This is a genomic window from Klebsiella sp. RIT-PI-d (genome assembly GCF_001187865.1).
In the GTDB taxonomy this organism is placed as follows: domain Bacteria; phylum Pseudomonadota; class Gammaproteobacteria; order Enterobacterales; family Enterobacteriaceae; genus Superficieibacter.
On record NZ_LGIT01000009.1, the window covers coordinates 108,993 to 134,401 of the forward strand.

The following is a 25,409-nucleotide window of genomic DNA, read 5'->3' on the forward strand; positions in this document are numbered from 1 at the left end:
TCAATTGCTTAAACAGGGTCAGCTATGCTTCAGAGTAATGAATACTTTTCAGGAAAAGTGAAGTCTATTGGTTTTACCAGCAGCAGTACTGGCCGTGCCAGCGTAGGTGTCATGGCCGAAGGCGAATATACCTTTAGCACGGCGACAGCGGAAGAAATGACGGTGGTGAGCGGCGCACTGAACGTACTGCTCCCGGGGGAAACGGAATGGAACGTCTATTCTGCCGGGCAGGTTTTTAACGTGCCGGGCCACAGTGAATTCCATTTGCAGGTCGCTGAACCGACATCCTATCTTTGCCGCTACCTGTAATATTAACTCCCCTCGTACCGCGGGGGAGTTATTGTCATCTGTCAGGATCAACGCTTAGCGCCGGGCTTCTCCGCCTAATCCTTCTACCAGACCTTTAATCAGCGCGGCAAGCTCGCCGGTCATCAGCGTAAAGTCGGCATCAAAACGCTGAGCCACGTTCTCGCGCTCGATATCATCGTTCTGATCGCGCAGCTCATCGGCAAATTTCAGGCGCTTGATTGAACCGTCTTCGCAAATCATAAACTGGATCCGCTGCTGCCAGTCGAGGGCCAGCTTAGTCACCACTTTTCCCGCTTCGATATGGACTGCGATCTCATCGCTGACCAGATCCTGTTTCTTCGCCCGGATCACGCCGCCGTCTTCTAATATTGCTTTCAGCTCGGCTTCGTCCAGCAGCTGGAAACCCTGGGCAACGGTGCCGGAGCGAACCCATTCTGTCAGCGTCAGCTCAACAGGCGTCTCCAGCGCCAGCGGCACAACCGGCAGCGAGCCGAGGCTTTTACGCAGTAATGCCAGTGTGTCTTCCGCTTTTTTAGCACTGGCACAGTCCACCATAATCAGATCGTTAACCGTATCAATCCACATCATGGTCTGGTTAAAACGGCTGAAAGCCCGCGGCAGCAGGGAGTGCAGCACTTCATCCTTCAGGGAATCTTTTTCTGTTTTTTTCAGCTTACGGCCCTGATCGGCTTCAAGCTTCGAAATTTTGGCTTCCAGCGCCTGTTTCACTACCGGAGAAGGGAGGATTTTTTCCTCTTTGCGCGCGCAGATAACGATTTGTCCATTCACTTCATGCGTGAATGCATCGCTCTGTGAGCCCATCGGCGGTACCCAGCCGGTTTTTGCCATATCCTGGCTTCCACAGGGCGTAAACGACAGTTCGGCTAACTGCTTTTCCATCTCTTCGACCCGAAATGAGATGTCGCGGCTTAGACGGTAAACCATTAAATTTTTGAACCACAGCATGATAATTTCCACGGCATTGTCGTTAAATCCAGCCGGCATGATAACGAATTGTCGGCTGGCTTGCATTGCTAATCCGGGCAGACAGTTTTACGCTTTTGATATTAGGCACAATTGAGGATAGAGGTATGCGGATAGGGATCGATTTGGGCGGCACCAAAACAGAAGTTATCGCGCTGGCGGACGACGGAGAGCAGTTATTTCGTCACCGTTTACCGACGCCTGCCAATGATTATGTTCAGACGATTGAAACCATCGCCACGCTGGTTGCGCTGGCGGAAGAAAGTATCGGTACAAAGGGAACGGTGGGGGTGGGAATTCCGGGATCGATTTCGTCGTTTAGCGGGCGGGTGAAAAACGCCAACTCAACCTGGCTGAACGGTCAGCCTTTCGATCGCGATCTGCGTATCCGCCTGGCGCGGGATGTCAGAATAGCCAACGACGCTAACTGTCTGGCAGTGTCAGAGGCCGTAGACGGCGCGGCGGCAGGGGCGCAAACCGTATTTGCGGTGATTATCGGGACCGGCTGCGGCGCGGGTGTGGCATTAAACGGTCGGGCGCACGCTGGCAGTAATGGCACCGCAGGCGAATGGGGGCATAATCCGCTGCCGTGGATGGACGAAGATGAATTGCGCTATCGCGCTGAGGTTCCCTGCTATTGCGGCAAACAGGGCTGTATCGAAACTTTTATTTCCGGTACCGGCTTTGCTACGGATTATCAGCGCTTAAGCGGTCGCTCCCTGAAAGGCAGCGAGATCATGCAGCTGGTTGAGGCGCAGGACCCGCTGGCGGAGTTAGCGCTCAGCCGCTACGAGCTTCGGCTGGCCAAATCGCTGGGACAGGTGATCAATATTCTTGATCCCGACGTTATCGTGCTCGGGGGCGGGATGAGCAATACCGACAGGCTTTATAAAACGATACCGCCGCTCATTAAAAACTGGGTGTTTGGCGGCGAGTGTGAGACGCCAGTCCGCAAGGCTGTTCACGGTGATTCCAGCGGTGTGCGGGGTGCCGCCTGGCTTTGGCCGCAGTAGGGCCAAAGCCTCGAACCCTGCGATGCCGGGTGGCGACTGCGCCTGCCCGGCCTGTAAAAGACTACTCCCTTACTGCAAAGGATTTATCCAGCTTGCTGTAGCCCAGACCGTTCACCTTTTTCACCTTGATCTGCACCGGAATACGTTCTTTCATAGCCTCTACGTGGCTGATAACGCCAATGGTTTTTCCGGTGGCATTCAGGGCGTCAAGCGCATCCAGCGCGGCATCCAGCGTTTCACTGTCGAGAGTGCCGAATCCTTCGTCGAGGAACAGTGAATCGATGCGGGTTTTATGGCTGACCAAATCAGAAAGCGCCAGCGCCAGTGCCAGACTGACGAGGAAGCTTTCCCCGCCGGAAAGCGTGCGCGTATCGCGCTCGGCATCGGCCTGCCAGGTATCCACCACTTCAAGCTCCAGCGTATCGCTCACTTTGCGCTTTAATAAATAGCGCCCGTGAAGACGGGTAAGCTGCTTATTCGCCAGCCAGACGAGATTATCGAGCGTCAGGCCCTGGGCGAATTTACGGAACTTATCCCCCTCGCGAGAGCCAATCAGGCCGTTAAGCAGGCTCCAGTCTTCCACTTCCCCGGCTGCTTGTTCAATGTGCTGCAGTAATGTCTGCTGATGCTGGCGGTTATCCGCATCCTGTTTCAGTTGCTGGCGGATCTCACCCAGACGCAATCCAGTTTCACGAAGTTGCTGATTAATCTGATCCAGCGTTATCCGAATTTGCCCGGGATCTTGTGTCGCTGATAGCCCTGCGGGAAGCAGCTGTTGATGCGCCTGAAGCTGGCTTTGCGCCTGCGTCGCCAGGGTCTGACACTGCTGAAGCTGATTCTCAAGCGTTTGCTTCAACGACTCCAGCTGGCGACGCACCGGTTCATCCAGCAACGCGGTCTGGAACGCTGCGCTGTCGGTAAACTGGCTGGCACTGAGCGCGGTATCAAAGTGCTTTTGCGCCTGCTGCAGACGCGAAACTTCCAGCGTTTCCTGCTGCTGTAAAGTGTGCCACTGGCTCTCCAGCTTAACGCAGTCATCATGCGCCGTGCGCCAGCCTTCCAGCGGGACCCGCCCATCCGTCACTGGGGCATCCGTTTGCGGCAGGGTGTCGAGCAGCGGCACAAGCTGCGCCAGCGCCTCCTGGCACGACGTCAGCTCCGCCTGACGGGTCTGCCATGTGCTCGCCTCCTCCTCGCGTGCTGCCAGCCAGGCTGATTCCCCACCTTCGGCAGGCCAGTCCAGCGCCAGCGTCTGCAACGCGTTAGCAAGCGTGGTACGCTGGGCGGTAAGATAGTGCTCAAACTCGCTAACCTGCTGATGACTCTCTGCGATCTGATTTTCCAGATGCTGGCGCTGGATGAGCTGATGAAGCTGCTGCTCGTACCGCGCCTGCTCATCCTGCCACGGTGCAATATCGTCATGGGGCTGGAGCGCGATATGCAACGTTGCGCCGAGCGTTTGCCACTCCTCAATCAGCGTTAGCTCCTCCTGAGCAAGCGTCTTGATCTCGCCTTCATCGCGTTGCTGCTGAACCAGAATAGCGTCCGCCTGACCGCGAATTTTGCCGCCTTCATCAGCCAGCACCCTGACCTCTTTTTCCAGTTCGTCGAGACGCGCCTGATTGACACTGAGTTCAAGCGTACGGTATTGCTCGACGGCGGGGTGGGCGGTGGAGCCGCACAGCGGGCACGGCTGCCCGGACTGTAAATGTGCACGCTGACTTTGCAGATCGTTAATCAGCGCTTCCTGCTGGCAGATCGTTTTCACGTCGGCCCGCAGCTGATCTTTATCTTTATAACGCTGGCGCAGGTGCGTAAGCGAGTGGGTCAGTCGGGTATGTTCCGTTTGTGCCGTCTCAACCGCTGTTCGAAGCTGCGCGAGGCGATGACGTAGCGGTATCAGGCGGCTATGTACGGCGCCCAGCCGCTGACGTAGCGGACGTTGCTGGGTAAAACGCGCAAGCGCTTCGCTAACCTCCGCCGGGCTCAGAGTGAGTTCCACCGTCGGTAGTGCAGCCAGCTGTTGTTGATAACCCATGAGCTGCTGCTGCTTTTGCCGCAGCTGGGCGTTATCGCGTGCCTGTTGGCTGAACGCGTGACGCCAGCCGGCCAGTTCGCTCTGCCAGACGCGATAACGATCGTGCTGCTGTAGCCAGTCAGTCAGCGTTTTCTGCGTCATATGCAGCGCAGTATGCCGTTGTTCGGCGCTGGCCCGCAGGTGGGCGCGTCGGATCAATACACTCTGTAAGCGAGTATTCACTTCCTGCGCTTGCTGCTGGGTTTGCGCCACGGCAACCTGCTGCTCCTGGCAGCGGATCCATAAGGGACGCAGCTGCTCCGCAGGCTGGGCCAGCGTCAGCTTCTTAAGCTGCGGTTGCGCCTGCTCCAGCGCCTGCTGCGCCTGATCTCGTGCGGCCGCCGTACGTAAATGCTCTGCATGCAGCTCCTGCTGACGCGTTAACCAGTGCAGGTGATTTTGCTTTTGAGCCTGCAGGCTTAGCTGCTGACGCTCCTCGTCAGTAAGCACCTGCAAACCTTGCTCCAGGGCCTGATGTTGCTCGCGATCGAGCAGCGCCACACCGGCCGCCTGCGCCTGGTATTTTTCCAGCTCGATGCGGGCAAGTTTATGTTTTTCAAATACCATAGCCGAGATCTGACCATAGATCTCGGTGCCGGTCAGTTCTTCCAGCAGTTCGGCGCGCTCTTTCGGTTTAGCATTTAAAAAAGCAGCAAACTGTCCCTGAGAAAGCAGCATTGAGCGGGTAAAACGGCCGTAATCCAGTCCGGTCAGGGTCGCGGTCAGTTCCAGCTTATCTTTCACCTTATCAGCCAGAATTTTACCGTCTGCACAGCGGGCCAGCTCCACGCGCGGAGCCTGAAGATTACCGCCAGGCTGATTTCGTGCGCGATTCTGGCTCCAGAAGGCACGATAAGCTTCGCCTTTCACTTCAAACTCGACCTCCGCCAGGCAGTCAGCGGTATCACGGGTCATTAAATCGTTCTGCGACTGTGAAAGCGTACTCAGGCGGGGCGTTTCATGATAGAGCGCCAGACAGATGGCATCCAGCAGGGTCGTTTTCCCGGCGCCGGTGGGGCCGGTAATGGCGAACAGCCCGTTGCTGGCGAACGGCTCAGCGGTAAAGTCAATTTTCCATTCGCCTTTCAGGGAGTTAAGGTTTTTCAGGCGCAGGCTGACAATTTTCATACTTGATCCTCATCAGACAGGGTTTCCAGCGTCTGACCGAAAAGCGTAAACAGGCGTTTTTGCTGAGCGTCATTAAGATCTTCCTGGGCGAGGCGGCGTTCAAAAACGTCCTCTACCGTGAGCTCGCTGAGCGTTTCGCGCACTTCGCCTTCCAGGATCCGCTGGCGATGCTCGCGACTGCGGCGGACTAACAATACCTCGACGGGTAAATCCGCCGTCAGAGTCTGGATTTGGCGCTGAATATCATGCAGATATTCGGTACTGGTAATTTCAATATCCAGCCAGGTGGTTGGCGTGGCAGGCGCATCGCGCCACTGCATGAGCTGGTCAGTAATTCCTGCAAAATCCCCTTTGATAACGGCCAGCGGCTGCGTAACCGGAACCTCAAGTGGCATTACCTCGACCAGGGTTCCCTGCTCAAAGGTGACCAGATTAATGCTCTTGCGTTTGCCCGTCTCATCAAAGCTCAGGGAGATGGGGGAGCCACAGTAGCGAATATGTTCGCTGCCGTTAATTTTTTGCGCGCGGTGAATATGTCCCAGCGCGATATAGTCCGCCGGCGGGAAGTTTTGCGCCGGAAACGCATCGAGGGTGCCGATATAAATGTCGCGCACCGACTCGCTTTTACTCACCCCAACCGTGGTCAGGTGACCGCTGGCAATAATCGGAAGGCGCAGGTCGCCTCGCAGCGCGCAGGCATTTTGATACTGCTGCTGATAATAGTCAGTAATAGCCGTGAGTAAACGCTGCTGTTTCTGGCTACCAGACTGCCCCGCCTGGCTGATGACCATATCGCGCGGACGTAAAAAGGGCACCGGGCAGAATACCGCGCCGGGCGTGCCGTCACGCTGCAAAAGCATTTGCGGTTCATGGCCTGCGCTGGCAATTACCGTGGTATTAAGAAACGCCAGAATATCGCGTGACTCATTCAGGGTGGCGACAGAATCATGGTTTCCCGCCAGCACCACAAGATGGCAACCAGTTTTTTGCAAGTCGACCACAAACTGATAATACATTTCGCGGGCGTAGCTCGGCGGCGAGCCAGTATCAAAAATATCGCCGGCCACAATAATCGTATCGACCAGATGCGTTTGTGCTGTATCCAGCAGCCAGCTAAGAAAAGCTTTATGCTCGGCGGCACGGCTTTTACTGTAGAAATTCTGGCCGAGATGCCAGTCTGAAGTATGAATGATGCGCATGTCGATTCCGTGGCAAAAAAGCGTAGCGCCGATTATAACGTTTCATGCGGGCAGGGCGAAGCCGCTCTGTCATATCTCCGTTATGCTAACGTCATCAGGGGATCTTTTTCATAAATCTGTCACAAATCTGACGCATAATGATATCGCTATCCATAATGATAAACAGGGTAAAAAATGGCGAGACGTATTCTGGTCGTAGAAGATGAAGCTCCAATTCGTGAAATGGTTTGCTTTGTCCTCGAGCAAAATGGTTTTCAGCCCGTCGAAGCAGAAGATTATGACAGTGCGGTGAACCAGCTCAATGAACCCTGGCCCGATTTGATCCTGCTGGACTGGATGCTCCCCGGCGGTTCCGGCATCCAGTTTATTAAACATATCAAGCGTGAAGCGCTCACGCGTGAAATCCCGGTTGTGATGCTGACGGCACGCGGTGAAGAAGAAGATCGCGTCCGCGGACTGGAAACCGGCGCTGATGACTACGTCACCAAACCGTTTTCACCTAAAGAGTTAGTGGCGCGGATCAAGGCGGTTATGCGCCGCATCTCCCCGATGGCGGTTGATGAAGTGATTGAGATGCAGGGATTAAGTCTCGATCCCTCCTCGCACCGGGTAATGGCTGGTGAAAGCCCGCTTGATATGGGGCCGACTGAATTTAAACTCCTGCACTTTTTCATGACCCATCCTGAGCGCGTTTACAGCCGCGAGCAGTTGCTGAACCACGTCTGGGGAACCAACGTCTACGTCGAAGATCGCACGGTAGATGTGCATATTCGCCGCCTGCGTAAAGCGCTGGAGCAGGGCGGACACGATCGCATGGTTCAAACCGTTCGCGGCACGGGTTATCGTTTTTCCACCCGTTTTTGATACCTGACAGGAGTGTGACGCGTGCTGGAACGTCTGTCATGGAAAAGGCTGGTTTTTGAACTCATCGTCTGCTGCCTGCCCGCGCTGGTGCTCGGCGCCTTTTTTGGCTATCTGCCGTGGTTTTTGCTGGCATCCGTCACGGGGCTGCTGGTGTGGCACTTTCTCAATTTACTGCGACTGTCGTGGTGGCTATGGGTTGATCGCAGTATGACGCCGCCGCCGGGGCGCGGAAGCTGGGAGCCGCTGCTTTACGGGCTGCATCTAATGCAGATGCGTAATAAAAAGCGCCGCCGCGAGTTGGGTAATCTGATTAAACGCTTTCGCAGCGGAGCCGAATCGCTGCCGGACGCCGTGGTTCTGACCACCGAAGAGGGCACTATCTTCTGGTGTAACGGCCTTGCACAGCAGGTTCTCGGGCTGCGCTGGCCGGACGATAATGGGCAAAATATTCTCAACCTGCTGCGTTACCCCGAATTTACGCTTTATCTTAAGCAACGTGATTTCAGCAAGCCGCTCAATTTGATCCTGAGTAATGGCCGTCATCTTGAATTTCGCGTGATGCCTTACAGTGAAAATCAACGTCTGATGGTGGCGCGAGATACCACTCAAATGCACCAGCTTGAAGGGGCAAGACGCAACTTTTTTGCCAACGTCAGTCATGAATTGCGTACACCGCTGACCGTGTTACAGGGCTATCTGGAAATGATGCAGGAGCAAACGCTGGAAGGCGCGCCAAGAGAGAAAGCGCTGCATACCATGCGTGAGCAGACGCAGCGTATGGAGTCACTGGTGAAGCAGTTGTTGACCCTGTCTAAAATTGAAGCTGCGCCTGCGCTGGTGCTGAATGAAAAAATTGATGTTCCGATGATGCTGCGCGTTATCGAGCGGGAAGCACAGACCCTGAGTCATGACCAGCATACGCTGCATTTTACCGTGGATAACACACTCAGCGTGTTGGGTAATGAGGAACAGCTACGTAGCGCGATCTCTAATCTGGTCTACAACGCCGTTAATCATACGCCTGCTGGTACGACAATAACTCTACAGTGGCAGCGGACCGAGAGCGGGGCACTATTCACCCTTGAAGATAACGGACCGGGCATTGCGCCAGAGCATATCCCGCGTTTGACAGAGCGTTTTTACCGGGTGGATAAAGCGCGATCCCGGCAAACTGGCGGCAGTGGTTTAGGTCTGGCGATTGTAAAGCATGCGTTGAATCATCATGATAGTCAGCTAAAAATTGAGAGTCAGCCGGGCGAGGGAACGCGTTTTAGTTTCTTACTACCGCAACGTTTCATTGCCAAAAATTAGCATATCGGGGACGTACGTAAGAAAATCTTTCCGCAGATCCGCCTTCGCTGGTTTGCTTACTTTGCAGGTTAGCGAAGCGGACACCATATCCTGATGTCTGCTGCTTTTTTGTTCGAATGATCAGCCATCAGTTTTTCTGATATCTGGTTCATTATGCTGACTCTAATTTTTGAATTAGCATAATCATCTGGTTTTACGATCCCACCTTGCTTTAAAACGTTATAAGCGTTTAAATTGCGCCCCAGAGGCTGTCATACTCACTGCCTTAGCGTGATAAATCGAAAAACTATACTTCGTCACGTCAGTCAGGGAGCATATCCCGCTGGAAATATCTGTAATTGCTGCGTTATCGTCCCGTATGGAAAGCAACAATTCATTTACAACACCACATCCACAGGCAGTAAATATTTATGACCCATCAGTTAAAATCTCGCGACATCATGGCCCTGGGTTTTATGACCTTTGCGCTGTTTGTCGGCGCAGGCAATATCATTTTCCCGCCGATGGTTGGCGTACAGGCCGGTGAGCACGTCTGGACGGCAGCACTTGGCTTTCTGATTACCGCGGTTGGCCTGCCGGTCCTTACCGTGGTTGCCCTGGCGAAAGTGGGCGGCGGGATTGACAGCCTTAGCACGCCGATTGGCAAAGTGGCGGGCGTTTTGCTGGCAACGATTTGTTATCTGGCTGTCGGGCCGCTGTTTGCGACGCCGCGTACTGCAACCGTCTCTTTTGAAGTCGGCATTGCACCGCTGGCAGGTGACGGCGCGATGCCGCTGTTCATCTACAGCATCGTGTATTTTGCCATCGTGATCGTCGTGTCTCTTTATCCGGGTAAGTTGCTTGATACGGTGGGCAATTTCCTGGCACCGATGAAAATTGTTGCGTTGACGGTGCTTTCCGTGGCGGCGCTGGTGTGGCCGGCCGGGCCAATCAGTCACGCGATTGACGCCTACCAAACTGCCCCGTTCTCTAATGGCTTCGTGAATGGCTATCTGACAATGGATACCCTGGGCGCCATGGTCTTTGGCATCGTCATCGTGAATGCTGCACGTTCACGCGGTGTCACCGAGGCGCGCCTGCTGACCCGCTATACCGTCTGGGCGGGTTTAATGGCCGGTATCGGCCTGACGCTGCTGTATCTCGCGCTGTTCCGTCTGGGTTCTGACAGCGCGACGCTGGTCGACCAGTCTGCAAACGGGGCGGCTATTCTGCACGCTTATGTACAGCATACCTTTGGCGGTGCAGGCAGCTTGATGCTGGCGGCGCTGATTTTCCTCGCCTGTCTGGTGACGGCGGTAGGCCTGACCTGCGCGTGCGCCGAGTTCTTTGCCCAGTATCTGCCGCTCTCTTATCGTACGCTGGTCTTTATCCTCGGCGGATTCTCAATGGCGGTGTCGAATCTGGGGCTGAGCCACCTGATTCAAATCTCGGTTCCGGTGTTAACCGCTATCTATCCGCCGTGTATCGCACTCGTTGTGTTAAGCTTTACGCGCTCATGGTGGCATAATTCATCGCGCGTGATTGCGCCCGCCATGTTTATCAGCCTGATTTTTGGTATCCTTGACGGTATTAAAGCCTCGGCATTGAAGGATGTTCTGCCTGCGTGGACCGAGCGTTTACCGCTGTCTGAGCAGGGGCTGGCCTGGCTGATGCCAACGGTGGTAATGATTGTACTAGCCGTTATCTACGACCGTATTGCAGGACGTCAGGTAACGTCAAACGCACATTAATCATTGCACGGCGGTTCGTTTAACCACGGAATTTAGCATTCCGTGGTTTTTTATTTTTTGTGTTGAATGGCATTTGAAACGATGGAAAGTACTAACAAGCTGAAGCGGGGACTGAGCACCCGTCACATCCGCTTTATGGCACTCGGGTCGGCAATTGGCACCGGCCTTTTTTATGGCTCCGCAGATGCTATAAAAATGGCAGGTCCCAGCGTCCTGCTGGCCTATATCATTGGCGGCGTCGCGGCGTATATTATCATGCGTGCATTAGGAGAGATGTCGGTTCATAATCCGTCCGCCAGCTCTTTTTCGCGTTATGCGCAGGATAATCTTGGCCCGCTTGCCGGCTATATTACCGGCTGGACGTACTGCTTCGAAATCCTGATCGTCGCGATTGCGGACGTCACGGCATTCGGCATCTATATGGGCGTCTGGTTCCCGCACGTTCCGCACTGGATCTGGGTGCTGAGCGTGGTGATGATCATCTGCGCGGTCAACCTGATGAGCGTGAAGGTGTTCGGTGAACTGGAGTTCTGGTTCTCTTTCTTTAAAGTTGCCACCATTATCATCATGATCCTGGCGGGCGTTGGCATTATTGTCTGGGGAATTGGCAACGGCGGACAGCCGACCGGGATCCACAATTTGTGGAGTAACGGTGGGTTCTTCAGTAATGGCTGGCTGGGCACGGTCATGTCGCTGCAGATGGTGATGTTTGCCTACGGCGGTATCGAAATTATCGGTATTACTGCCGGAGAAGCGAAAGATCCGCAGACCTCGATTCCGCGGGCCATCAACTCCGTGCCAATGCGTATTCTGGTGTTCTACGTCGGTACGCTGTTCGTTATTATGTCTATCTATCCGTGGAATCAGGTTGGCACCGACGGTAGTCCGTTTGTTCTCACTTTCCAGCATCTCGGCATTACGTTTGCGGCCAGCATCCTGAACTTTGTCGTGCTTACCGCCTCACTCTCCGCCATTAACAGCGATGTCTTCGGTGTGGGACGCATGCTTCACGGTATGGCAGAGCAGGGAAGCGCACCGAAATTTTTCGCCAAAACCACGCGTCGCGGTATTCCATGGGTGACGGTTATGGTGATGACGGTGGCGCTGCTGCTGGCGGTTTATCTGAACTATATCATTCCGGAAAACGTCTTCCTGGTGATTGCCTCCCTGGCGACCTTTGCCACGGTATGGGTATGGATTATGATCCTGCTGTCGCAAATCGCCTTCCGACGCCGTCTGTCACCGGAAGAGACGCGGGCGCTGAAGTTTAAAGTGCCCGGCGGCGTCACCACGACTATCATCGGGCTGGTTTTTCTGGTCTTTATCATCGCGCTTATTGGCTATCATCCGGATACGCGTATTTCGCTATACGTTGGTTTCGGCTGGATTATTCTGCTGCTGATTGGCTGGATGTTTAAACGCCGCGCCAAAGCCTGATAATACGAGGTAAAGCGCCGAACGGCGCTTTACCTGTCCGCTACTGCGTCGCCTCCTCATACCACCTTCGCCTTCTGCGCAGGCTAATTATCCCTCGCCTCTGTGCTTATATACCTCGTGATAGCGGGTGAAATTCTGCGCCCCTGTCGTCCTCCCCCGAAAAAAAGAGAAAAGATGAGCAGGACCTTTGCCGCCTGTGTCATGGTGACGTGATGTATTGCGAAGAGGACTGATGATGTTAACTGCCTGGCATCTTCCCGTTGCGCCCTTTATCGCGCGGCGACAAGAGCGACTTATCATTACGCTGTGGCTGCGCGGCGATGACTTACCGACCCGCGTAGTGCTGCGTTGCGAACGGGATAACGAAGAAATTTCCCTGCCCATGCGCCGCTCAGGTCGCGCACCCCAGCCGGAGATAGTAGCGTGGCGAGTAGACATCAATTTGGGCGAAGGACAACCTCGCCGCCGCTATAGCTTCAAATTACTGTGGGCGGATCGGCAGCTGTGGTTCACGCCGCAGGGCTTTAGCCGTTTTCCACCGGCCAAACTTGAGCGTTTCGCGCTGGATCTGCCGGACAATGGCCCCGACTGGGTTGCCGATCAGGTCTTTTACCAGATATTTCCCGACCGTTTTGCCCGCGGTAAACGTCAGCCTGTTCATCAGGACAATGTTTATTATCATCACGCGGCACAACAGGACATTATCCTGCGCGAATGGGACGAACCGGTCACCGCCGACGCGGGCGGCTCTACGTTCTACGGCGGCGATCTCGACGGTATCAGTGAAAAGCTGCCGTGGTTAAAAAAGCTGGGCGTAACGGCGCTCTATTTAAACCCGATTTTTTCAGCGCCCAGCGTGCATAAGTATGATACCGAAGATTATCGCCAGGTGGACCCGCAGTTCGGCGGTAACGTGGCGCTACTGCGTCTGCGGCAGAAGACGCTGGCGCTGGGAATGCGGCTGATTCTTGATGGGGTGTTTAATCACAGTGGCGATTCACACGCCTGGTTTGATCGGCATAATCGCGGCACCGGCGGTGCCTGTCATAATCCCGATTCTCCCTGGCGCGAATGGTACAGTTTTTCGCAGGAGGGGCGGGCGCTGGACTGGCTGGGGTATTCCAGCCTGCCGAAGCTCGATTTTCAGTCGCAAACGCTGGTCGATGAGATTTATCGTGGCGACGACAGCATTGTGCGTCACTGGCTGAAAGCGCCGTGGAATATGGACGGCTGGCGGCTTGATGTCGTGCATATGCTCGGTGAGAACGGCGGCGCGTACAATAATCTGCAACATGTCTCCGGCATCACGCGGGCGGCGAAAGAAACACGCCCGGACGCGTTTGTTTTTGGCGAGCACTTTGCTGATGCCCGCCAGTGGCTGCAAATGGATGCCGAAGATGCGTCGATGAATTATATGGGCTTTACCAAACCGCTGTGGGCATTTCTGGCGAATACCGATCTCTCATACGATCCGCAGGATATTGATGCTCACACCTGCATGGCATGGATGGACAATTACCGCGCGTCGCTGTCCCATCAGCAGCAACTGCGTATGTTTAACCAGCTCGACAGCCATGATACCTCCCGTTTTAAAACGCTGCTGGGTAACGATGTTGCGCGTCTCCCGCTGGCGGTTGTCTGGTTATTTACCTGGCCCGGCGTGCCGTGTATTTACTATGGTGATGAGATTGGTCTTGACGGCGGCAACGATCCGTTTTGCCGTAAGCCTTTCCCGTGGGATAAACGTCAGCAGGATGGTGAGTTACTGGCGCTTTATCAGCGGATGGCTGCCCTGCGTCACCGCAGTCAGGCGCTGCGCCGCGGTGGCTGTCAGGTGATTTATGCCGAAGGGAATGTGGTGGTGTTTGTTCGCGTGTTAAAGCAGCAGCGCGTGCTGGTAGCGATTAACCGTGGGACAGCCTGTGAGGTGTCGGTCGGCAATACACCGCTGCTTAATGTTAAAACCTGGCATCTCAAAGAGGGCAAAGGCACGTTTGCCGATGAACGACTCACCTTACCTGCGATTTCGGCATCGGTGTGGGTGGGGAATTAGGCGGGTAGAACGCGCCGGCTAAGCAGGATCAGCCGGCTTCAGGCGGTGGGTGCGGCGTTTACAGCGCGCCCTGCTGTGCTTGTAACATCATGCGCGGATAAAACTGCCAGAACAGTGCTTCAAACTGAGGATAACTGGCGTCGAGATCGTGCCAGGAGTCACGCAATGCATCAAGACGCGGGCGGCGACTTGCCATGCCGTTGAGGACATTCTGAATAAAGGCCATATCGCGATAACGTTCCAGCCAGCGTTCAGACCACAGGTATTGATTAAGATTAATAAAGCGTGGCGGCGAGTCGGGCAGGATCTCGCCGATTTGCATCTGGGCATAGTCGACAAATTCGCTCAACGGCAGGGTGGGCGACACTTTTTCCCAGTGTAATGAGAGAAAATGGTCCCACATCACGTCAAGCGTAATCGGCGAGACGCGACGTGTTTGTGGTCGAAACCACTCCTTTGCCGTTTTAACCTCCGGCAAATTATCGGTCATAACATCAATGCGCCGATGCATAAAAATGCCCTCTACCACCGATTGTGGATAGAGGGATTGCGGATTACCCCGCACGAAATCTGCCAGTAAATTACCCGCAAGCGAACTGTCAGCAAGGTGGGCGAGGTGCAGATGAGCGAGAAAATTCACAGTTTGTTAATCTCCATAAGAGGGTTACGGTTGCAGGGAAGACCTCCCGGCACTAGACTACCCGACTATTTACTACGTCCTGAGTCACTGTCATGCGTCTTGCCGATTTTTCCTTTGAACTACCTGAATCCCTGATTGCTCATTACCCGCAGCCGGAAAGAAGCGCCTGCCGCTTACTGTCTCTGGACGGGCCAACAGGGGCGCTGACGCATGGTACTTTCACCGATCTGCTCGATAAGCTCAACCCCGGCGATCTTCTGGTCTTTAATAATACCCGGGTGATCCCGGCGCGCCTGTTTGGTCGCAAGGCCAGCGGCGGCAAGATTGAAGTGCTGGTAGAGCGTATGCTGGACGATAAACGTATTCTTGCACATATTCGCGCCTCTAAAGCGCCCAAACCGGGTGCGGAACTGCTGCTGGGCGATGATGAAAGTATTCATGCCACCATGACGGCGCGCCATGATGCGCTTTTCGAAGTCGAGTTTCACGACCAACGCCCGGTGCTGGATATTCTCAACGCTATCGGCCATATGCCATTGCCGCCTTATATCGACCGCCCGGATGAAGACGCCGATCGCGAGCTTTATCAGACCGTTTACAGCCAGAAGCCGGGCGCCGTTGCCGCGCCGACGGCCGGTCTTCATTTTGATGAGCCGCTGCTTGAACGTCTGCGCAATAAAGGCGTTGAAATGGCGTTTGTTACGCTGCATGTGGGTGCGGGGACCTTCCAGCCGGTGCGCGTTGAAAGCATTGAAGACCACATCATGCACTCCGAATATGCGGAAGTTCCGCAGGATGTGGTCGATGCCGTGCTGGCTGCCAAAGCTCGCGGTAACCGCGTGATTGCCGTAGGAACCACCTCCGTACGTTCGCTGGAAAGCGCAGCGCAGGCGGCCAAAAACAGTCTTATTGAGCCGTTCTTTGGCGATACCCAAATCTTTATTTATCCGGGGTATCAATACAAAGTCATTGATGCGCTGGTGACCAATTTCCATCTGCCGGAATCCACGCTGATCATGCTGGTGTCGGCTTTTGCAGGCTATAAACACACCATGACGGCGTATGAGCAGGCAGTTAGCGCGCAATATCGCTTTTTTAGTTATGGTGATGCGATGTATATCACGTACAATCCGTCCGCGATTAATGAACGTGTCGGGGATAACTCCGCGATATAAGCTTTACCGTCGGACTGTTTTTCCGGCGTACTGGAGAAAAAATGAAATTCGAACTGGATACCACCGACGGACGCGCACGCCGTGGCCGCCTGGTGTTTGAACGCGGCGTTGTCGAAACGCCGGCGTTTATGCCCGTGGGCACTTACGGCACTGTAAAAGGAATGACGCCGGAAGAAGTGGAAGCCACTGGCGCACAAATTATTCTGGGTAATACCTTCCATTTGTGGCTGCGTCCGGGCCAGGAAATCATGAAGCTGCATGGCGACTTACATGATTTTATGCAGTGGAAAGGACCTATTCTCACCGATTCCGGTGGTTTCCAGGTATTCAGCCTCGGTGATATTCGTAAGATCACTGAACAGGGCGTACATTTCCGCAACCCGATCAACGGCGATCCGATCTTCCTCGATCCGGAAAAGTCGATGGAAATTCAGTTCGATCTGGGCTCTGACATCGTGATGATCTTTGACGAATGTACGCCATATCCGGCGGACTGGGATTACGCTAAACGTTCAATGGAGATGTCGCTGCGCTGGGCGCAACGTAGCCGCGACCGCTTTGACGGACTCGGCAACAAAAATGCCCTGTTTGGTATTATTCAGGGCAGCGTTTACGAAGATTTACGTGATATCTCGGTTAAAGGTCTGGTGGACATTGGTTTTGATGGATACGCTGTCGGCGGGCTGGCCGTTGGCGAACCAAAAGCAGACATGCACCGGATTCTGGAGCACGTTTGCCCGCAGATCCCGGCTGATAAACCGCGTTATCTGATGGGCGTCGGCAAACCAGAGGATCTGGTTGAAGGCGTACGTCGCGGCATTGATATGTTTGACTGCGTAATGCCAACGCGTAACGCCCGTAATGGCCATCTGTTCGTAACCGACGGCATAGTGAAAATCCGTAACGCGAAGTATAAAAGTGACACCAGTCCGCTCGATGCTGAGTGTGATTGCTACACCTGTCGCAATTACTCACGCGCCTACTTGCATCATCTTGACCGTTGTAACGAAATATTGGGCGCGCGTCTCAATACTATTCATAACCTGCGATACTACCAGCGTTTAATGGCTGGTTTACGCAAGGCTATTGAAGAGGGTAAATTAGAGAGCTTCGTCACCGATTTTTACCAGCGTCAGGGGCGAGATGTGCCTCCTGTAAACGTTGATTAATTTTAATAATGAGGGAATTTGAATGAGCTTTTTTATTTCTGATGCGATAGCAGCACCGGGCGGCGCGGGTCAAAGCAGCCCAATGTCTTTAATTTTAATGCTGGTTGTGTTCGGTCTGATTTTCTATTTCATGATCTTACGTCCTCAGCAAAAGCGTACCAAAGAGCACAAAAACCTGATGAGCTCTATTGCCAAAGGTGATGAAGTGTTGACCAACGGTGGACTGGTTGGACGCGTCACCAAAGTGGCGGAAACCGGCTATATCTCCATCGCGCTGAATGACACCACGGAAGTGGTTATCAAACGTGATTTCGTAGCTGCCGTTCTGCCTAAAGGCACGATGAAGGCGCTGTAATTTATTGATTTCCCAAAGGGAACTGCCGTGTTAAACCGTTATCCTTTGTGGAAGTACGTTATGCTGGTCGTCGTGATTATCGTCGGCCTGCTTTATGCGCTTCCCAACCTCTATGGTGAGGATCCGGCTGTTCAGGTCACTGGTGCGCGCGGTAGCGCCGCCAGTGAGCAAACGCTGATCCAGGTCCAGAATACGTTACAAAAAGAAAAAATTGCCGCGAAGTCTATGGCGCTGGAAGAGGGAGCGATTTTAGTGCGCTTCGACTCTACGGACACGCAGCTGCGCGCCCGTGAAGCGCTGGTGGATGTCCTGGGCGATAAATACGTCGTGGCACTTAACCTTGCTCCGGCAACGCCACGCTGGCTGGCTGCTATTAACGCTGAGCCGATGAAGCTTGGTCTTGACCTGCGTGGTGGCGTTCACTTCCTGATGGAAGTGGATATGGACACGGCATTGGGTAAACTCCAGGAACAGAATATCGACGGCCTGCGCAGCGATCTGCGTGAAAAAGGCATACCGTATACGACCGTTCGCAAAGAAAATAACTATGGTCTGAGCATTACTTTCCGTGATGCCGCTGCGCGCGATGATGCCGTTTCTTATCTGAGTAAACGTCACCAGGATTTAGTCATTTCGAGCCAGGGCAGTAATGCACTGCGCGCCGTAATGACCGATGCCCGCCTGAGCGAAGCCCGTGAATATGCTGTGCAGCAGAATATCAACATTCTGCGCAATCGTGTTAACCAGCTGGGTGTCGCCGAGCCGGTGGTACAACGTCAGGGTGCTGACCGCATCGTGGTTGAATTGCCAGGTATTCAGGATACTGCCCGGGCCAAAGAAATTTTGGGTGCCACAGCCACGCTTGAATTCCGTCTGGTGAACACTAACGTCGATCAGGCTGCCGCCGCCTCTGGCCGTATTCCTGGCGACTCCGAAGTGAAGTCGATGCGTGAAGGCCAGCCGGTTGTACTGTACAAGCGTGTGATCCTGACCGGCGACCATATCACCGATTCGACGTCCAACCAGGATGAGTACAATCAGCCGCAGGTTAACATCTCGCTGGACAGCGCAGGTGGCAATATCATGTCTAACTTCACCAAGGACAATATCGGCAAGCCGATGGCGACCCTGTTTGTGGAATACAAAGACAGCGGTAAAAAAGATGCTAACGGTCGCGCTATCCTGGTGAAACAGGAAGAGGTGATTAACGTGGCGAATATCCAGTCTCGCCTGGGTAACAGCTTCCGTATTACCGGCATCAACAATCCAAATGAAGCGCGCCAGCTTTCGCTGCTGCTGCGTGCCGGTGCCTTGATTGCGCCAATTCAGATTGTTGAAGAACGTACGATTGGTCCAACGCTGGGTATGCAGAATATCAAGCAGGGTCTTGAAGCGTGTCTGGCGGGTCTGGTGGTCTCTATCCTGTTCATGCTGGTCTTCTACAAGAAATTCGGTCTGATTGCGACCAGTGCGCTGGTGGCAAACCTGGTGCTGATCGTCGGTATCATGTCATTGCTACCGGGGGCGACGTTGAGTATGCCCGGGATTGCTGGGATCGTGTTAACACTTGCGGTGGCGGTTGATGCTAACGTACTGATCAACGAGCGTATCAAAGAAGAGCTAAGCAACGGACGCTCTGTGCAGCAGGCCATCAATGAAGGCTATGCTGGCGCATTCAGCTCCATCTTCGATGCGAACATCACCACGCTGATTAAAGTCCTGATCCTGTATGCCGTGGGCACCGGGGCAATTAAAGGGTTCGCGATTACTACCGGTATTGGTGTAGCGACGTCGATGTTTACCGCGATTGTCGGTACGCGTGCCATCGTAAACCTGTTGTATGGCGGCAAACGCGTCAACAAGCTGTCAATCTGAGGAGTGCGATGTGGCACAGGAATATACTGTTGAACAATTGAACCACGGCCGTAAAGTCTATGACTTTATGCGCTGGGACTACTGGGCTTTTGGCATCTCCGGCCTGTTGCTGGTGGCGGCCATTGTGGTTATGGGCATCCGCGGTTTTAACTGGGGGCTTGATTTCACCGGCGGTACCGTCATTGAAATCACCCTTGAAAAACCCGCTGATATGGACGTGATGCGCGAAGCGCTGCAAAAAGCCGGCTTTGAAGAGCCGCAGTTGCAAAACTTTGGTAGCAGCCATGACATCATGGTCCGCATGCCGCCGACCGAGGGTGAAAACGGCGGCCAGGTACTGGGCAGCAAGGTACTGAGCGTCATTAATGAGGCCACCCATCAAAACGCCGCCGTTAAGCGTATTGAATTTGTGGGGCCAAGCGTAGGTGCCGATCTGGCACAAACCGGGGCAATGGCGCTGCTGGTGGCGCTGATTTCAATCCTGGTGTACGTCGGTTTCCGCTTTGAGTGGCGACTGGCAGCCGGGGTTGTTATCTCGCTGGCGCACGATGTGATTATCACCTTGGGCATTTTGTCGTTATTCCACATCGAGATTGACCTGACTATCGTTGCATCACTGATGTCGGTCATTGGTTACTCGCTGAACGATAGCATCGTGGTATCCGACCGTATTCGTGAAAACTTCCGCAAAATTCGTCGCGGGACGCCTTACGAAATCTTTAACGTGTCGTTGACCCAGACGCTGCACCGTACGTTGATTACCTCTGGTACTACGTTAGTGGTTATTCTAATGCTGTACCTCTTTGGTGGTCCGGTACTGGAAGGCTTCTCGCTGACCATGCTGATCGGTGTTTCCATCGGTACGGCGTCGTCTATCTACGTGGCCTCAGCGCTGGCGCTGAAACTCGGGATGCGACGCGAGCACATGCTGCAGCAGAAAGTTGAGAAAGAAGGGGCGGATCAACCGTCAATTCTGCCGTAAACTGACTTTCAGTTCAGATATGGAATCCCGGTCGCAGGACCGGGATTTTTTTATTACAGCAGCGCAAATATTCGCTACTCTCCATGTTAAATGGCTTTTGACATGGAGTAATGCCAGTGATCTGTTCCCTTTCATCTGTTCAACTGCAAAACGTTACGCCGCCTGCCGTCTGGCATGATGTACCCTCAGTGATCCTCAGTAACGACACTCTTCGGGCCCGTAAACATAACGTTGTCGCCAGAATGCAGCAGCAGCAGCTGGATGCGCTGATTATTTACGCCGACAAAGAGCACGGCGGCAACTTTGAATACCTCACCGGTTTTATTCCACGCTTTGAAGAAGCGTTACTGGTACTGCACAGCACGGGCGATGCAGTCCTGGTCTTAGGCAACGAAAATCTCAAACTGGCCGCCCATGCGCGGCTGCCGAATACGGTGATCCATGCTCCGTGGTTTTCACTGCCCAATCAGCCTATGGATAATCTGCACTCCCTGCCCGAACAGCTTGCGCAGGCGGGTATTAGCGCAGGTAAACGTTATGGACTGGTGGGCTGGAAGTTATTCACCGGAATGGCAGACAGCGCACAGACTGTGTTCGATCTTCCGGCCTTTATCGTTGATGCCCTGCGCCAGGCCGTGCAGGGGCAGAGCGATTTTACTAACGCAACGGCACTGTTTATCGCGCCTGATAGCGGCGTGCGCACCTTAAACAATGCGAATGAGCTGGCGCATTATGAATATGGTGCCAATCTGGCATCAACGGCCATACTGACCGCGATGAATGCTATTTCACTGGGTAAAACGGAAAAGCAAATCGGCTCGCTGCTGGCGGCGGAAGGGCAGCCTAATAACGTGGTGATGATTGCCGCCACCGGGGAACGCTTCGCCCATGCCGGTCTCTATCCGGGGGATAAGATCATTGCGCGGGGAGATAAGTTTTCGCTTACCACCAGTTTTAAAGGCGGGTTGAGCAGCCGTGCGGCTTACGTGGTCGCCGATGCGCTCGAGCTGCCTGCGGACGTTGCCGACTACCTTGAGGTGATGGCAAAACCCTATTATCTGGCGGTGGTTAGCTGGCTGGAAAACCTGCGGATCGGTATGCGCGGCGGGGAGATATATGCATTAATTGAGCAGGTGCTACCTAAAGAAAAATACCGCTGGCATCTCAATCCCGGTCACCTGGTTGCCGATGAAGAGTGGCTCTGCTCGCCGATTGGGCCAAATTCTGAGGCGATTTTACGCAGTGGGATGCTGCTGCAAATCGATATTATTCCGTCCCGACCTGGGTATGCCGGTGCCAGCATCGAAGATACCGTCGCACTGGCCGATTGGGAACTGCGTGAGGTGCTGGCGCGCGAGTATCCGGCGCTATGGCAGCGCGTGATCACCCGTCGCGAACATATTCAGCAGCAGTATGGCATTTGTTTGCCGGAGGATGTTTTGCCTTTTTCAAACACGGTGGGGTATTTACGTCCGTGGCTGTTGGATCATACCCGCGCGTTACGCTGCATCGGATAATAAGCCAAAAAAAGCCGATCGGTAGATCGGCTTTTGGCGAGCAAGGCGATTAGAAATTATAGCCTGCAACCAGATACCAGCCGAAGCCGTTGGATTTAATCGGCTCTGCCTGCCATACCGGGCGATCGCCATCATTCCACTGTCCGCCGTTATGGAAGTAACGGGCCACCACTGAGTAGTGCCAGTGATCGTAGTTCAGCGCCAGCACGTGGCTGGAGGCGATAGAATTACTGGTGCGGTACTGGTCGTCGCCCAAATCTGAACCCCAGTCAAAGTTGGTGAAGCCGATGTAGCTCAGGTGGCCGCCCCACACGTCGGTAATAGGCACAAAGTATTTAATTTTAAAGCGATAGCCATCCCACTCGTTTTCGTTGGATGCGCCATAGTTCTGCCACTGATATTTCGCATACACGTTCAGCGACAGACCAATTGGCAGACCGGTTTCCACGTCGGTACCCAAACCCATGTACCAGGTGCTCTGACGGCCTGCCTGATTGCGACCCATATCGTAAATATAGTTGTTCGCAAAGTACCATTCTTTGAACGGGCCAACGCTCAGATCGGTATTCGTTAGTTTATCAATAGAAAAACGCGGTTCAATTTCAGTAAACAGCGGAGAACCATGATTCCAGATCCCGCGGGAATCACCATCACCCCCAAAGAAGCGTGGCGCATCCACGTAACCGTAGAAGTCAAACCAGTCTTTTTTGGCGAACGCTTCGTATTCCAGATAGGTATCGTTACGTAATGCCGGTCCAAAGCGGGTGTGATAGCTGCCAACAACGTTGACGCTCTGATGCCACCAGTCGGAGACGAACTGCGGTTTTTCCTGTTCGGCTGCCTGAGCGGTGAAGCCAGAAGAGAGTGCCAGCACTGCGCCTGCTGCAAGAATTGTATGTTTCATAGTTATGCCACTGTTTGAAAAAAATCCCATTCGGGAATGAAAAGATGACTTCGCGTTACTGAATGTTTCAAATTTCTGTGGTGCCTATTATAAGAATCATTGCTCACAAAAATATGTGTTGTTTCACATTCTTGTCACACACGTAATCGATTGCGTTCACGTTTGCGTACATTAACGGCGCGCATTGTACTGGCAACCTGTTTCATTGCCAACATTTACAGGATTTAAATAAGTATGAGTGATGATGACTGTCGCAGGGGAGGGGCAAACGTGATGGCACTTTGCTGGCGCAGGCCAAATAACAGCAGACCCGGCGGTGATGCCGGGTGTGCCGCAACTCAAAAAGTGAATCCGGGATAACTACGGCTGTTGTGCAGGCTGAATATCATGGATGCGAATAAAACCTAACTGCTCGGGCGTAATGCCGTTAAGTTGTAATGGCAGGTCAACATCGCTGGGCGCCAGAGTGCTGGCCGGAGCTGTGATCAGCTGGTTCTGAACATTAACCTCGCGGTGATCCTGGGTTGTTCCCTGAATTTGCCCCCATTCAACGGTTCCGCTAAATGCAGGTAACGGATCGTTAGATTCACCCTGAATACGCAGCGTCAGACGGGTCCCGTTGGCGTCAGGTGTAATATTGGCAAGCGACATGCGCAGCATACCAATCTGGCTATTCAGGCGGGCTGGTGTATTCGCACCCGGCAGCAAGTACACCCCACTGGCGGAGTTTTTATTCAATGCATTTTGCTGGGTGATTTTGACCGTCTCTTGGTTCAGTTTGGTCATCTCCTGATTAAGCGTGCTGACGCTCTGATGAAGCTGACGAACCTCACTTTGTGGTGCGCAGGCGCTGAGTGAAAACAGGCTTCCCAGCACCACTACTTTTACATAACGTCTTGTCATTGCGACGATCCCTTCAAAAAGACTCACATTCTCATTATGGTAGAGGATAATAGCGCATCTGCCATCGATCCAAAGTCTCAAAAGCTCTCACTTTGTAGTCGTCTCAGTTCAGGGTAAACTATATTTCACATTACTCCCTCGTCAGGACGCGATATGCACTGCCCATTCTGTTTAGCCGTAGATACCAAAGTGATTGATTCTCGTCTGGTAGGGGAGGGGTCTTCCGTACGCCGTCGACGTCAGTGTCTGGTATGTAATGAACGTTTCACCACCTTTGAAGTGGCTGAGCTGGTGATGCCCCGGGTGGTGAAAAGTAACGATGTGCGCGAGCCGTTTAATGAGGATAAGCTGCGTAATGGTATTCTTCGGGCGCTGGAAAAACGGCCGGTCAGCGCCGATGACGTTGAAATGGCCCTGAACCATATTAAATCGCAGCTTCGGGCAACCGGTGAACGCGAAATTCCCAGTAAGATGATCGGTAATCTGGTCATGGAACAGCTCAAAAAACTCGATAAGGTCGCCTATATTCGTTTTGCCTCGGTTTATCGCAGCTTTGAAGACATTAAAGAGTTTGGCGAAGAGATCGCCCGCTTACAGGATTAACATCATGCAGGATGAAATGTATATGGCGCGAGCGCTTAAGCTGGCGCAGCGTGGTCGTTTTACAACGCATCCCAACCCTAACGTAGGGTGTGTGATTGTCAAAGACGGCAGGATCGTCGGTGAGGGCTATCATCATCGCGCCGGAGAGCCACATGCAGAAGTGCACGCGCTGCGAATGGCAGGCGAAAATGCCCGCGGGGCGACAGCGTACGTTACGCTTGAGCCGTGCAGTCATCACGGGCGCACGCCCCCATGCTGCGAAGCGCTGATTAATGCTGGTATTACGCGCGTGGTTGCCGCGATGCAGGATCCAAATCCCCAGGTTGCCGGACGCGGACTGTATCGCCTCAGGCAAGAAGGGATTGAGGTTAGTCACGGCCTGATGATGAGCGAGGCTGAAGCGTTAAATAAAGGATTTCTTAAGCGGATGCGTACCGGCTTTCCCTATGTGCAGCTTAAGCTTGGCGCATCGCTTGATGGACGAACCGCGATGGCGAATGGGGAAAGCCAGTGGATCACCTCTCCTGAAGCCCGGCGCGACGTCCAGCGCCTGCGCGCGCAAAGTCACGCCATTCTCACCACCAGCGCCACCGTGCTGGCTGACGATCCGCAGCTCACCGTGCGCTGGAATGAGCTGTCTCCTGATACACAGGCCCTCTATCCGCAGGCAGAACTGCGCCAGCCTTTACGCATTGTGGTGGACAGTGGCAATCGCGTCAGCCCGGCGCATCGGATCGTCCAGCAGGCGGGTGACACCTGGTTTGCGCGTACCCATGAGGATGCACGACAGTGGCCGCAGGGGACAAAAACCCTGAAAGTTGCTGAGCATAATGGTCATCTGGACCTGGTACTGCTGTTCATGCAGCTGGGCCGCGAGCAGATTAACAGTCTCTGGGTTGAAGCGGGAGCAACCTTTGCCGGCGCGCTGATTGCGGCCGGACTGGTCGATGAGCTGGTGGTCTATCTGGCCCCGACGCTGCTGGGGAGCGATGCCCGCGGGCTGTGTGTTCTGCCAGGCCTTGAGAAACTCTCTGCGGCACCCCACTTTAAATTCAGTGAGATACGTCATGTTGGTCCGGATATTTGTTTACATCTGACCAACATATAGCGCCTGCGGTAAAAGAGAAGCAGCGCCCGAATTATTATGATAAAATCCGCCCCCCTGCGGGGCCAAATGAACC

The 25,409-nt window shown here is 53.9% G+C and carries 21 protein-coding genes; 15 read left to right on the forward strand and 6 right to left on the reverse strand.

Annotated elements, in window-relative coordinates; all coding sequences use genetic code 11:
• Positions 1-24: 24 nt before the first annotated feature.
• Complete coding sequence (gene ppnP / locus AC791_RS07115) at positions 25-309, forward strand: pyrimidine/purine nucleoside phosphorylase (protein ID WP_049839782.1); 285 nt, start codon at positions 25-27, stop codon at positions 307-309.
• A gap of 54 nt (positions 310-363) precedes the next feature.
• Here the strand turns inward: ppnP and rdgC are convergent, their stop codons facing one another.
• A complete protein-coding gene (rdgC, locus tag AC791_RS07120; protein ID WP_049841560.1) occupies positions 364-1,275 on the reverse strand; it encodes a recombination-associated protein RdgC in 912 nt (303 codons plus the stop codon).
• Positions 1,276-1,400: 125 nt separating this feature from the next.
• Here rdgC and mak point away from each other — a divergent pair, with 125 nt between their 5' ends.
• Entirely contained in the window at positions 1,401-2,306 is a 906-nt protein-coding gene (gene mak / locus AC791_RS07125) for a fructokinase (RefSeq protein WP_049839783.1), read from the forward strand.
• 61 nt (positions 2,307-2,367) lie between these two features.
• Here mak and sbcC read toward each other — a convergent pair whose 3' ends face one another.
• Both sbcC and sbcD read right to left on the reverse strand, forming a co-directional pair.
• Positions 2,368-5,511 carry an exonuclease subunit SbcC gene (sbcC, locus tag AC791_RS07130; protein WP_049839784.1) on the reverse strand — a complete coding sequence of 1,048 codons (3,144 nt, stop codon included), beginning with the start codon at positions 5,509-5,511 and terminating at the stop codon, positions 2,368-2,370.
• Entirely contained in the window at positions 5,508-6,710 is a 1,203-nt protein-coding gene (gene sbcD, locus AC791_RS07135) for an exonuclease subunit SbcD (protein WP_049839785.1), read from the reverse strand. The genes sbcC and sbcD overlap by 4 nt, the downstream gene beginning before the upstream one ends.
• Positions 6,711-6,884: 174 nt before the next feature.
• On the opposite strand from sbcD, the gene phoB reads away from it, so the two are divergent.
• The 5 genes from phoB (at position 6,885) to malZ (ending at position 14,105) form a co-directional block, all read left to right on the forward strand.
• Positions 6,885-7,574 (forward strand): phosphate response regulator transcription factor PhoB, encoded by a 690-nt coding sequence (gene phoB / locus AC791_RS07145; RefSeq protein ID WP_049839787.1) that lies wholly within the window; start codon positions 6,885-6,887, stop codon positions 7,572-7,574.
• Positions 7,575-7,595: 21 nt separating this feature from the next.
• Positions 7,596-8,885, forward strand: a complete 1,290-nt coding sequence (gene phoR, locus AC791_RS07150) for a phosphate regulon sensor histidine kinase PhoR (protein WP_049839788.1) — start codon at positions 7,596-7,598, stop codon at positions 8,883-8,885.
• Positions 8,886-9,295: 410 nt separating this feature from the next.
• On the forward strand, positions 9,296-10,615 hold the full coding sequence (gene brnQ, locus AC791_RS07155; RefSeq protein ID WP_049839789.1) for a branched-chain amino acid transporter carrier protein BrnQ: 1,320 nt from the start codon (positions 9,296-9,298) through the stop codon (positions 10,613-10,615).
• Positions 10,616-10,696: 81 nt separating this feature from the next.
• Positions 10,697-12,052, forward strand: a complete 1,356-nt coding sequence (gene proY / locus AC791_RS07160; RefSeq protein WP_049841561.1) for a proline-specific permease ProY — start codon at positions 10,697-10,699, stop codon at positions 12,050-12,052.
• Positions 12,053-12,284: 232 nt separating this feature from the next.
• Entirely contained in the window at positions 12,285-14,105 is a 1,821-nt protein-coding gene (gene malZ / locus AC791_RS07165) for a maltodextrin glucosidase (RefSeq protein WP_072094306.1), read from the forward strand.
• Between the two features lie 58 nt (positions 14,106-14,163).
• Here the strand turns inward: malZ and acpH are convergent, their stop codons facing one another.
• Complete coding sequence (acpH, locus tag AC791_RS07170) at positions 14,164-14,745, reverse strand: ACP phosphodiesterase (protein ID WP_049839791.1); 582 nt, start codon at positions 14,743-14,745, stop codon at positions 14,164-14,166.
• A 92-nt stretch (positions 14,746-14,837) separates the two neighbouring features.
• On the opposite strand from acpH, the gene queA reads away from it, so the two are divergent.
• The 6 genes from queA (at position 14,838) to AC791_RS07200 (ending at position 21,818) form a co-directional block, all read left to right on the forward strand.
• Positions 14,838-15,920, forward strand: a complete 1,083-nt coding sequence (gene queA / locus AC791_RS07175; protein ID WP_049839792.1) for a tRNA preQ1(34) S-adenosylmethionine ribosyltransferase-isomerase QueA — start codon at positions 14,838-14,840, stop codon at positions 15,918-15,920.
• Positions 15,921-15,961: 41 nt separating this feature from the next.
• Entirely contained in the window at positions 15,962-17,089 is a 1,128-nt protein-coding gene (tgt, locus tag AC791_RS07180) for a tRNA guanosine(34) transglycosylase Tgt (protein ID WP_049839793.1), read from the forward strand.
• Between the two features lie 22 nt (positions 17,090-17,111).
• Positions 17,112-17,444 (forward strand): preprotein translocase subunit YajC, encoded by a 333-nt coding sequence (yajC, locus tag AC791_RS07185; protein ID WP_049839794.1) that lies wholly within the window; start codon positions 17,112-17,114, stop codon positions 17,442-17,444.
• A gap of 27 nt (positions 17,445-17,471) precedes the next feature.
• Entirely contained in the window at positions 17,472-19,319 is a 1,848-nt protein-coding gene (gene secD / locus AC791_RS07190) for a protein translocase subunit SecD (RefSeq protein WP_072094307.1), read from the forward strand.
• Between the two features lie 10 nt (positions 19,320-19,329).
• Positions 19,330-20,301, forward strand: a complete 972-nt coding sequence (gene secF / locus AC791_RS07195; RefSeq protein WP_049839796.1) for a protein translocase subunit SecF — start codon at positions 19,330-19,332, stop codon at positions 20,299-20,301.
• Between the two features lie 110 nt (positions 20,302-20,411).
• Entirely contained in the window at positions 20,412-21,818 is a 1,407-nt protein-coding gene (locus AC791_RS07200; protein WP_049839797.1) for a M24 family metallopeptidase, read from the forward strand.
• 49 nt (positions 21,819-21,867) lie between these two features.
• Here the strand turns inward: AC791_RS07200 and AC791_RS07205 are convergent, their stop codons facing one another.
• Together AC791_RS07205 and AC791_RS07210 are read right to left on the reverse strand one after the other, a co-directional pair.
• Positions 21,868-22,722, reverse strand: coding sequence for a nucleoside-specific channel-forming protein Tsx (locus AC791_RS07205; RefSeq protein ID WP_049839798.1), 855 nt, complete (start codon positions 22,720-22,722; stop codon positions 21,868-21,870).
• Between the two features lie 360 nt (positions 22,723-23,082).
• Positions 23,083-23,625, reverse strand: coding sequence for a DUF3251 domain-containing protein (locus AC791_RS07210; protein ID WP_049839799.1), 543 nt, complete (start codon positions 23,623-23,625; stop codon positions 23,083-23,085).
• A 153-nt stretch (positions 23,626-23,778) separates the two neighbouring features.
• Here AC791_RS07210 and nrdR point away from each other — a divergent pair, with 153 nt between their 5' ends.
• Both nrdR and ribD read left to right on the forward strand, forming a co-directional pair.
• Positions 23,779-24,228, forward strand: coding sequence for a transcriptional regulator NrdR (nrdR, locus tag AC791_RS07215; RefSeq protein ID WP_049839800.1), 450 nt, complete (start codon positions 23,779-23,781; stop codon positions 24,226-24,228).
• 4 nt (positions 24,229-24,232) lie between these two features.
• Entirely contained in the window at positions 24,233-25,336 is a 1,104-nt protein-coding gene (gene ribD / locus AC791_RS07220) for a bifunctional diaminohydroxyphosphoribosylaminopyrimidine deaminase/5-amino-6-(5-phosphoribosylamino)uracil reductase RibD (protein ID WP_049839801.1), read from the forward strand.
• Positions 25,337-25,409: the final 73 nt, after the last annotated feature.

Bases quoted from the DNA above. Each gene is read 5' to 3' on its own strand.
- rdgC (WP_049841560.1), bottom strand. From the start codon at position 1,275: ATGCTGTGGTTCAAAAATTTAATGGTTTACCGTCTAAGCCGCGACATC.
- sbcC (WP_049839784.1), bottom strand. From the start codon at position 5,511: ATGAAAATTGTCAGCCTGCGCCTGAAAAACCTTAACTCCCTGAAAGGC.
- sbcD (WP_049839785.1), bottom strand. From the start codon at position 6,710: ATGCGCATCATTCATACTTCAGACTGGCATCTCGGCCAGAATTTCTAC.
- AC791_RS07200 (WP_049839797.1), top strand. From the start codon at position 20,412: ATGCCAGTGATCTGTTCCCTTTCATCTGTTCAACTGCAAAACGTTACG.
- malZ (WP_072094306.1), top strand. From the start codon at position 12,285: ATGATGTTAACTGCCTGGCATCTTCCCGTTGCGCCCTTTATCGCGCGG.
- nrdR (WP_049839800.1), top strand. From the start codon at position 23,779: ATGCACTGCCCATTCTGTTTAGCCGTAGATACCAAAGTGATTGATTCT.
- proY (WP_049841561.1), top strand. From the start codon at position 10,697: ATGGAAAGTACTAACAAGCTGAAGCGGGGACTGAGCACCCGTCACATC.
- AC791_RS07210 (WP_049839799.1), bottom strand. From the start codon at position 23,625: ATGACAAGACGTTATGTAAAAGTAGTGGTGCTGGGAAGCCTGTTTTCA.
- phoB (WP_049839787.1), top strand. From the start codon at position 6,885: ATGGCGAGACGTATTCTGGTCGTAGAAGATGAAGCTCCAATTCGTGAA.
- queA (WP_049839792.1), top strand. From the start codon at position 14,838: ATGCGTCTTGCCGATTTTTCCTTTGAACTACCTGAATCCCTGATTGCT.
- mak (WP_049839783.1), top strand. From the start codon at position 1,401: ATGCGGATAGGGATCGATTTGGGCGGCACCAAAACAGAAGTTATCGCG.
- brnQ (WP_049839789.1), top strand. From the start codon at position 9,296: ATGACCCATCAGTTAAAATCTCGCGACATCATGGCCCTGGGTTTTATG.
- ribD (WP_049839801.1), top strand. From the start codon at position 24,233: ATGCAGGATGAAATGTATATGGCGCGAGCGCTTAAGCTGGCGCAGCGT.
- AC791_RS07205 (WP_049839798.1), bottom strand. From the start codon at position 22,722: ATGAAACATACAATTCTTGCAGCAGGCGCAGTGCTGGCACTCTCTTCT.
- tgt (WP_049839793.1), top strand. From the start codon at position 15,962: ATGAAATTCGAACTGGATACCACCGACGGACGCGCACGCCGTGGCCGC.
- ppnP (WP_049839782.1), top strand. From the start codon at position 25: ATGCTTCAGAGTAATGAATACTTTTCAGGAAAAGTGAAGTCTATTGGT.
- yajC (WP_049839794.1), top strand. From the start codon at position 17,112: ATGAGCTTTTTTATTTCTGATGCGATAGCAGCACCGGGCGGCGCGGGT.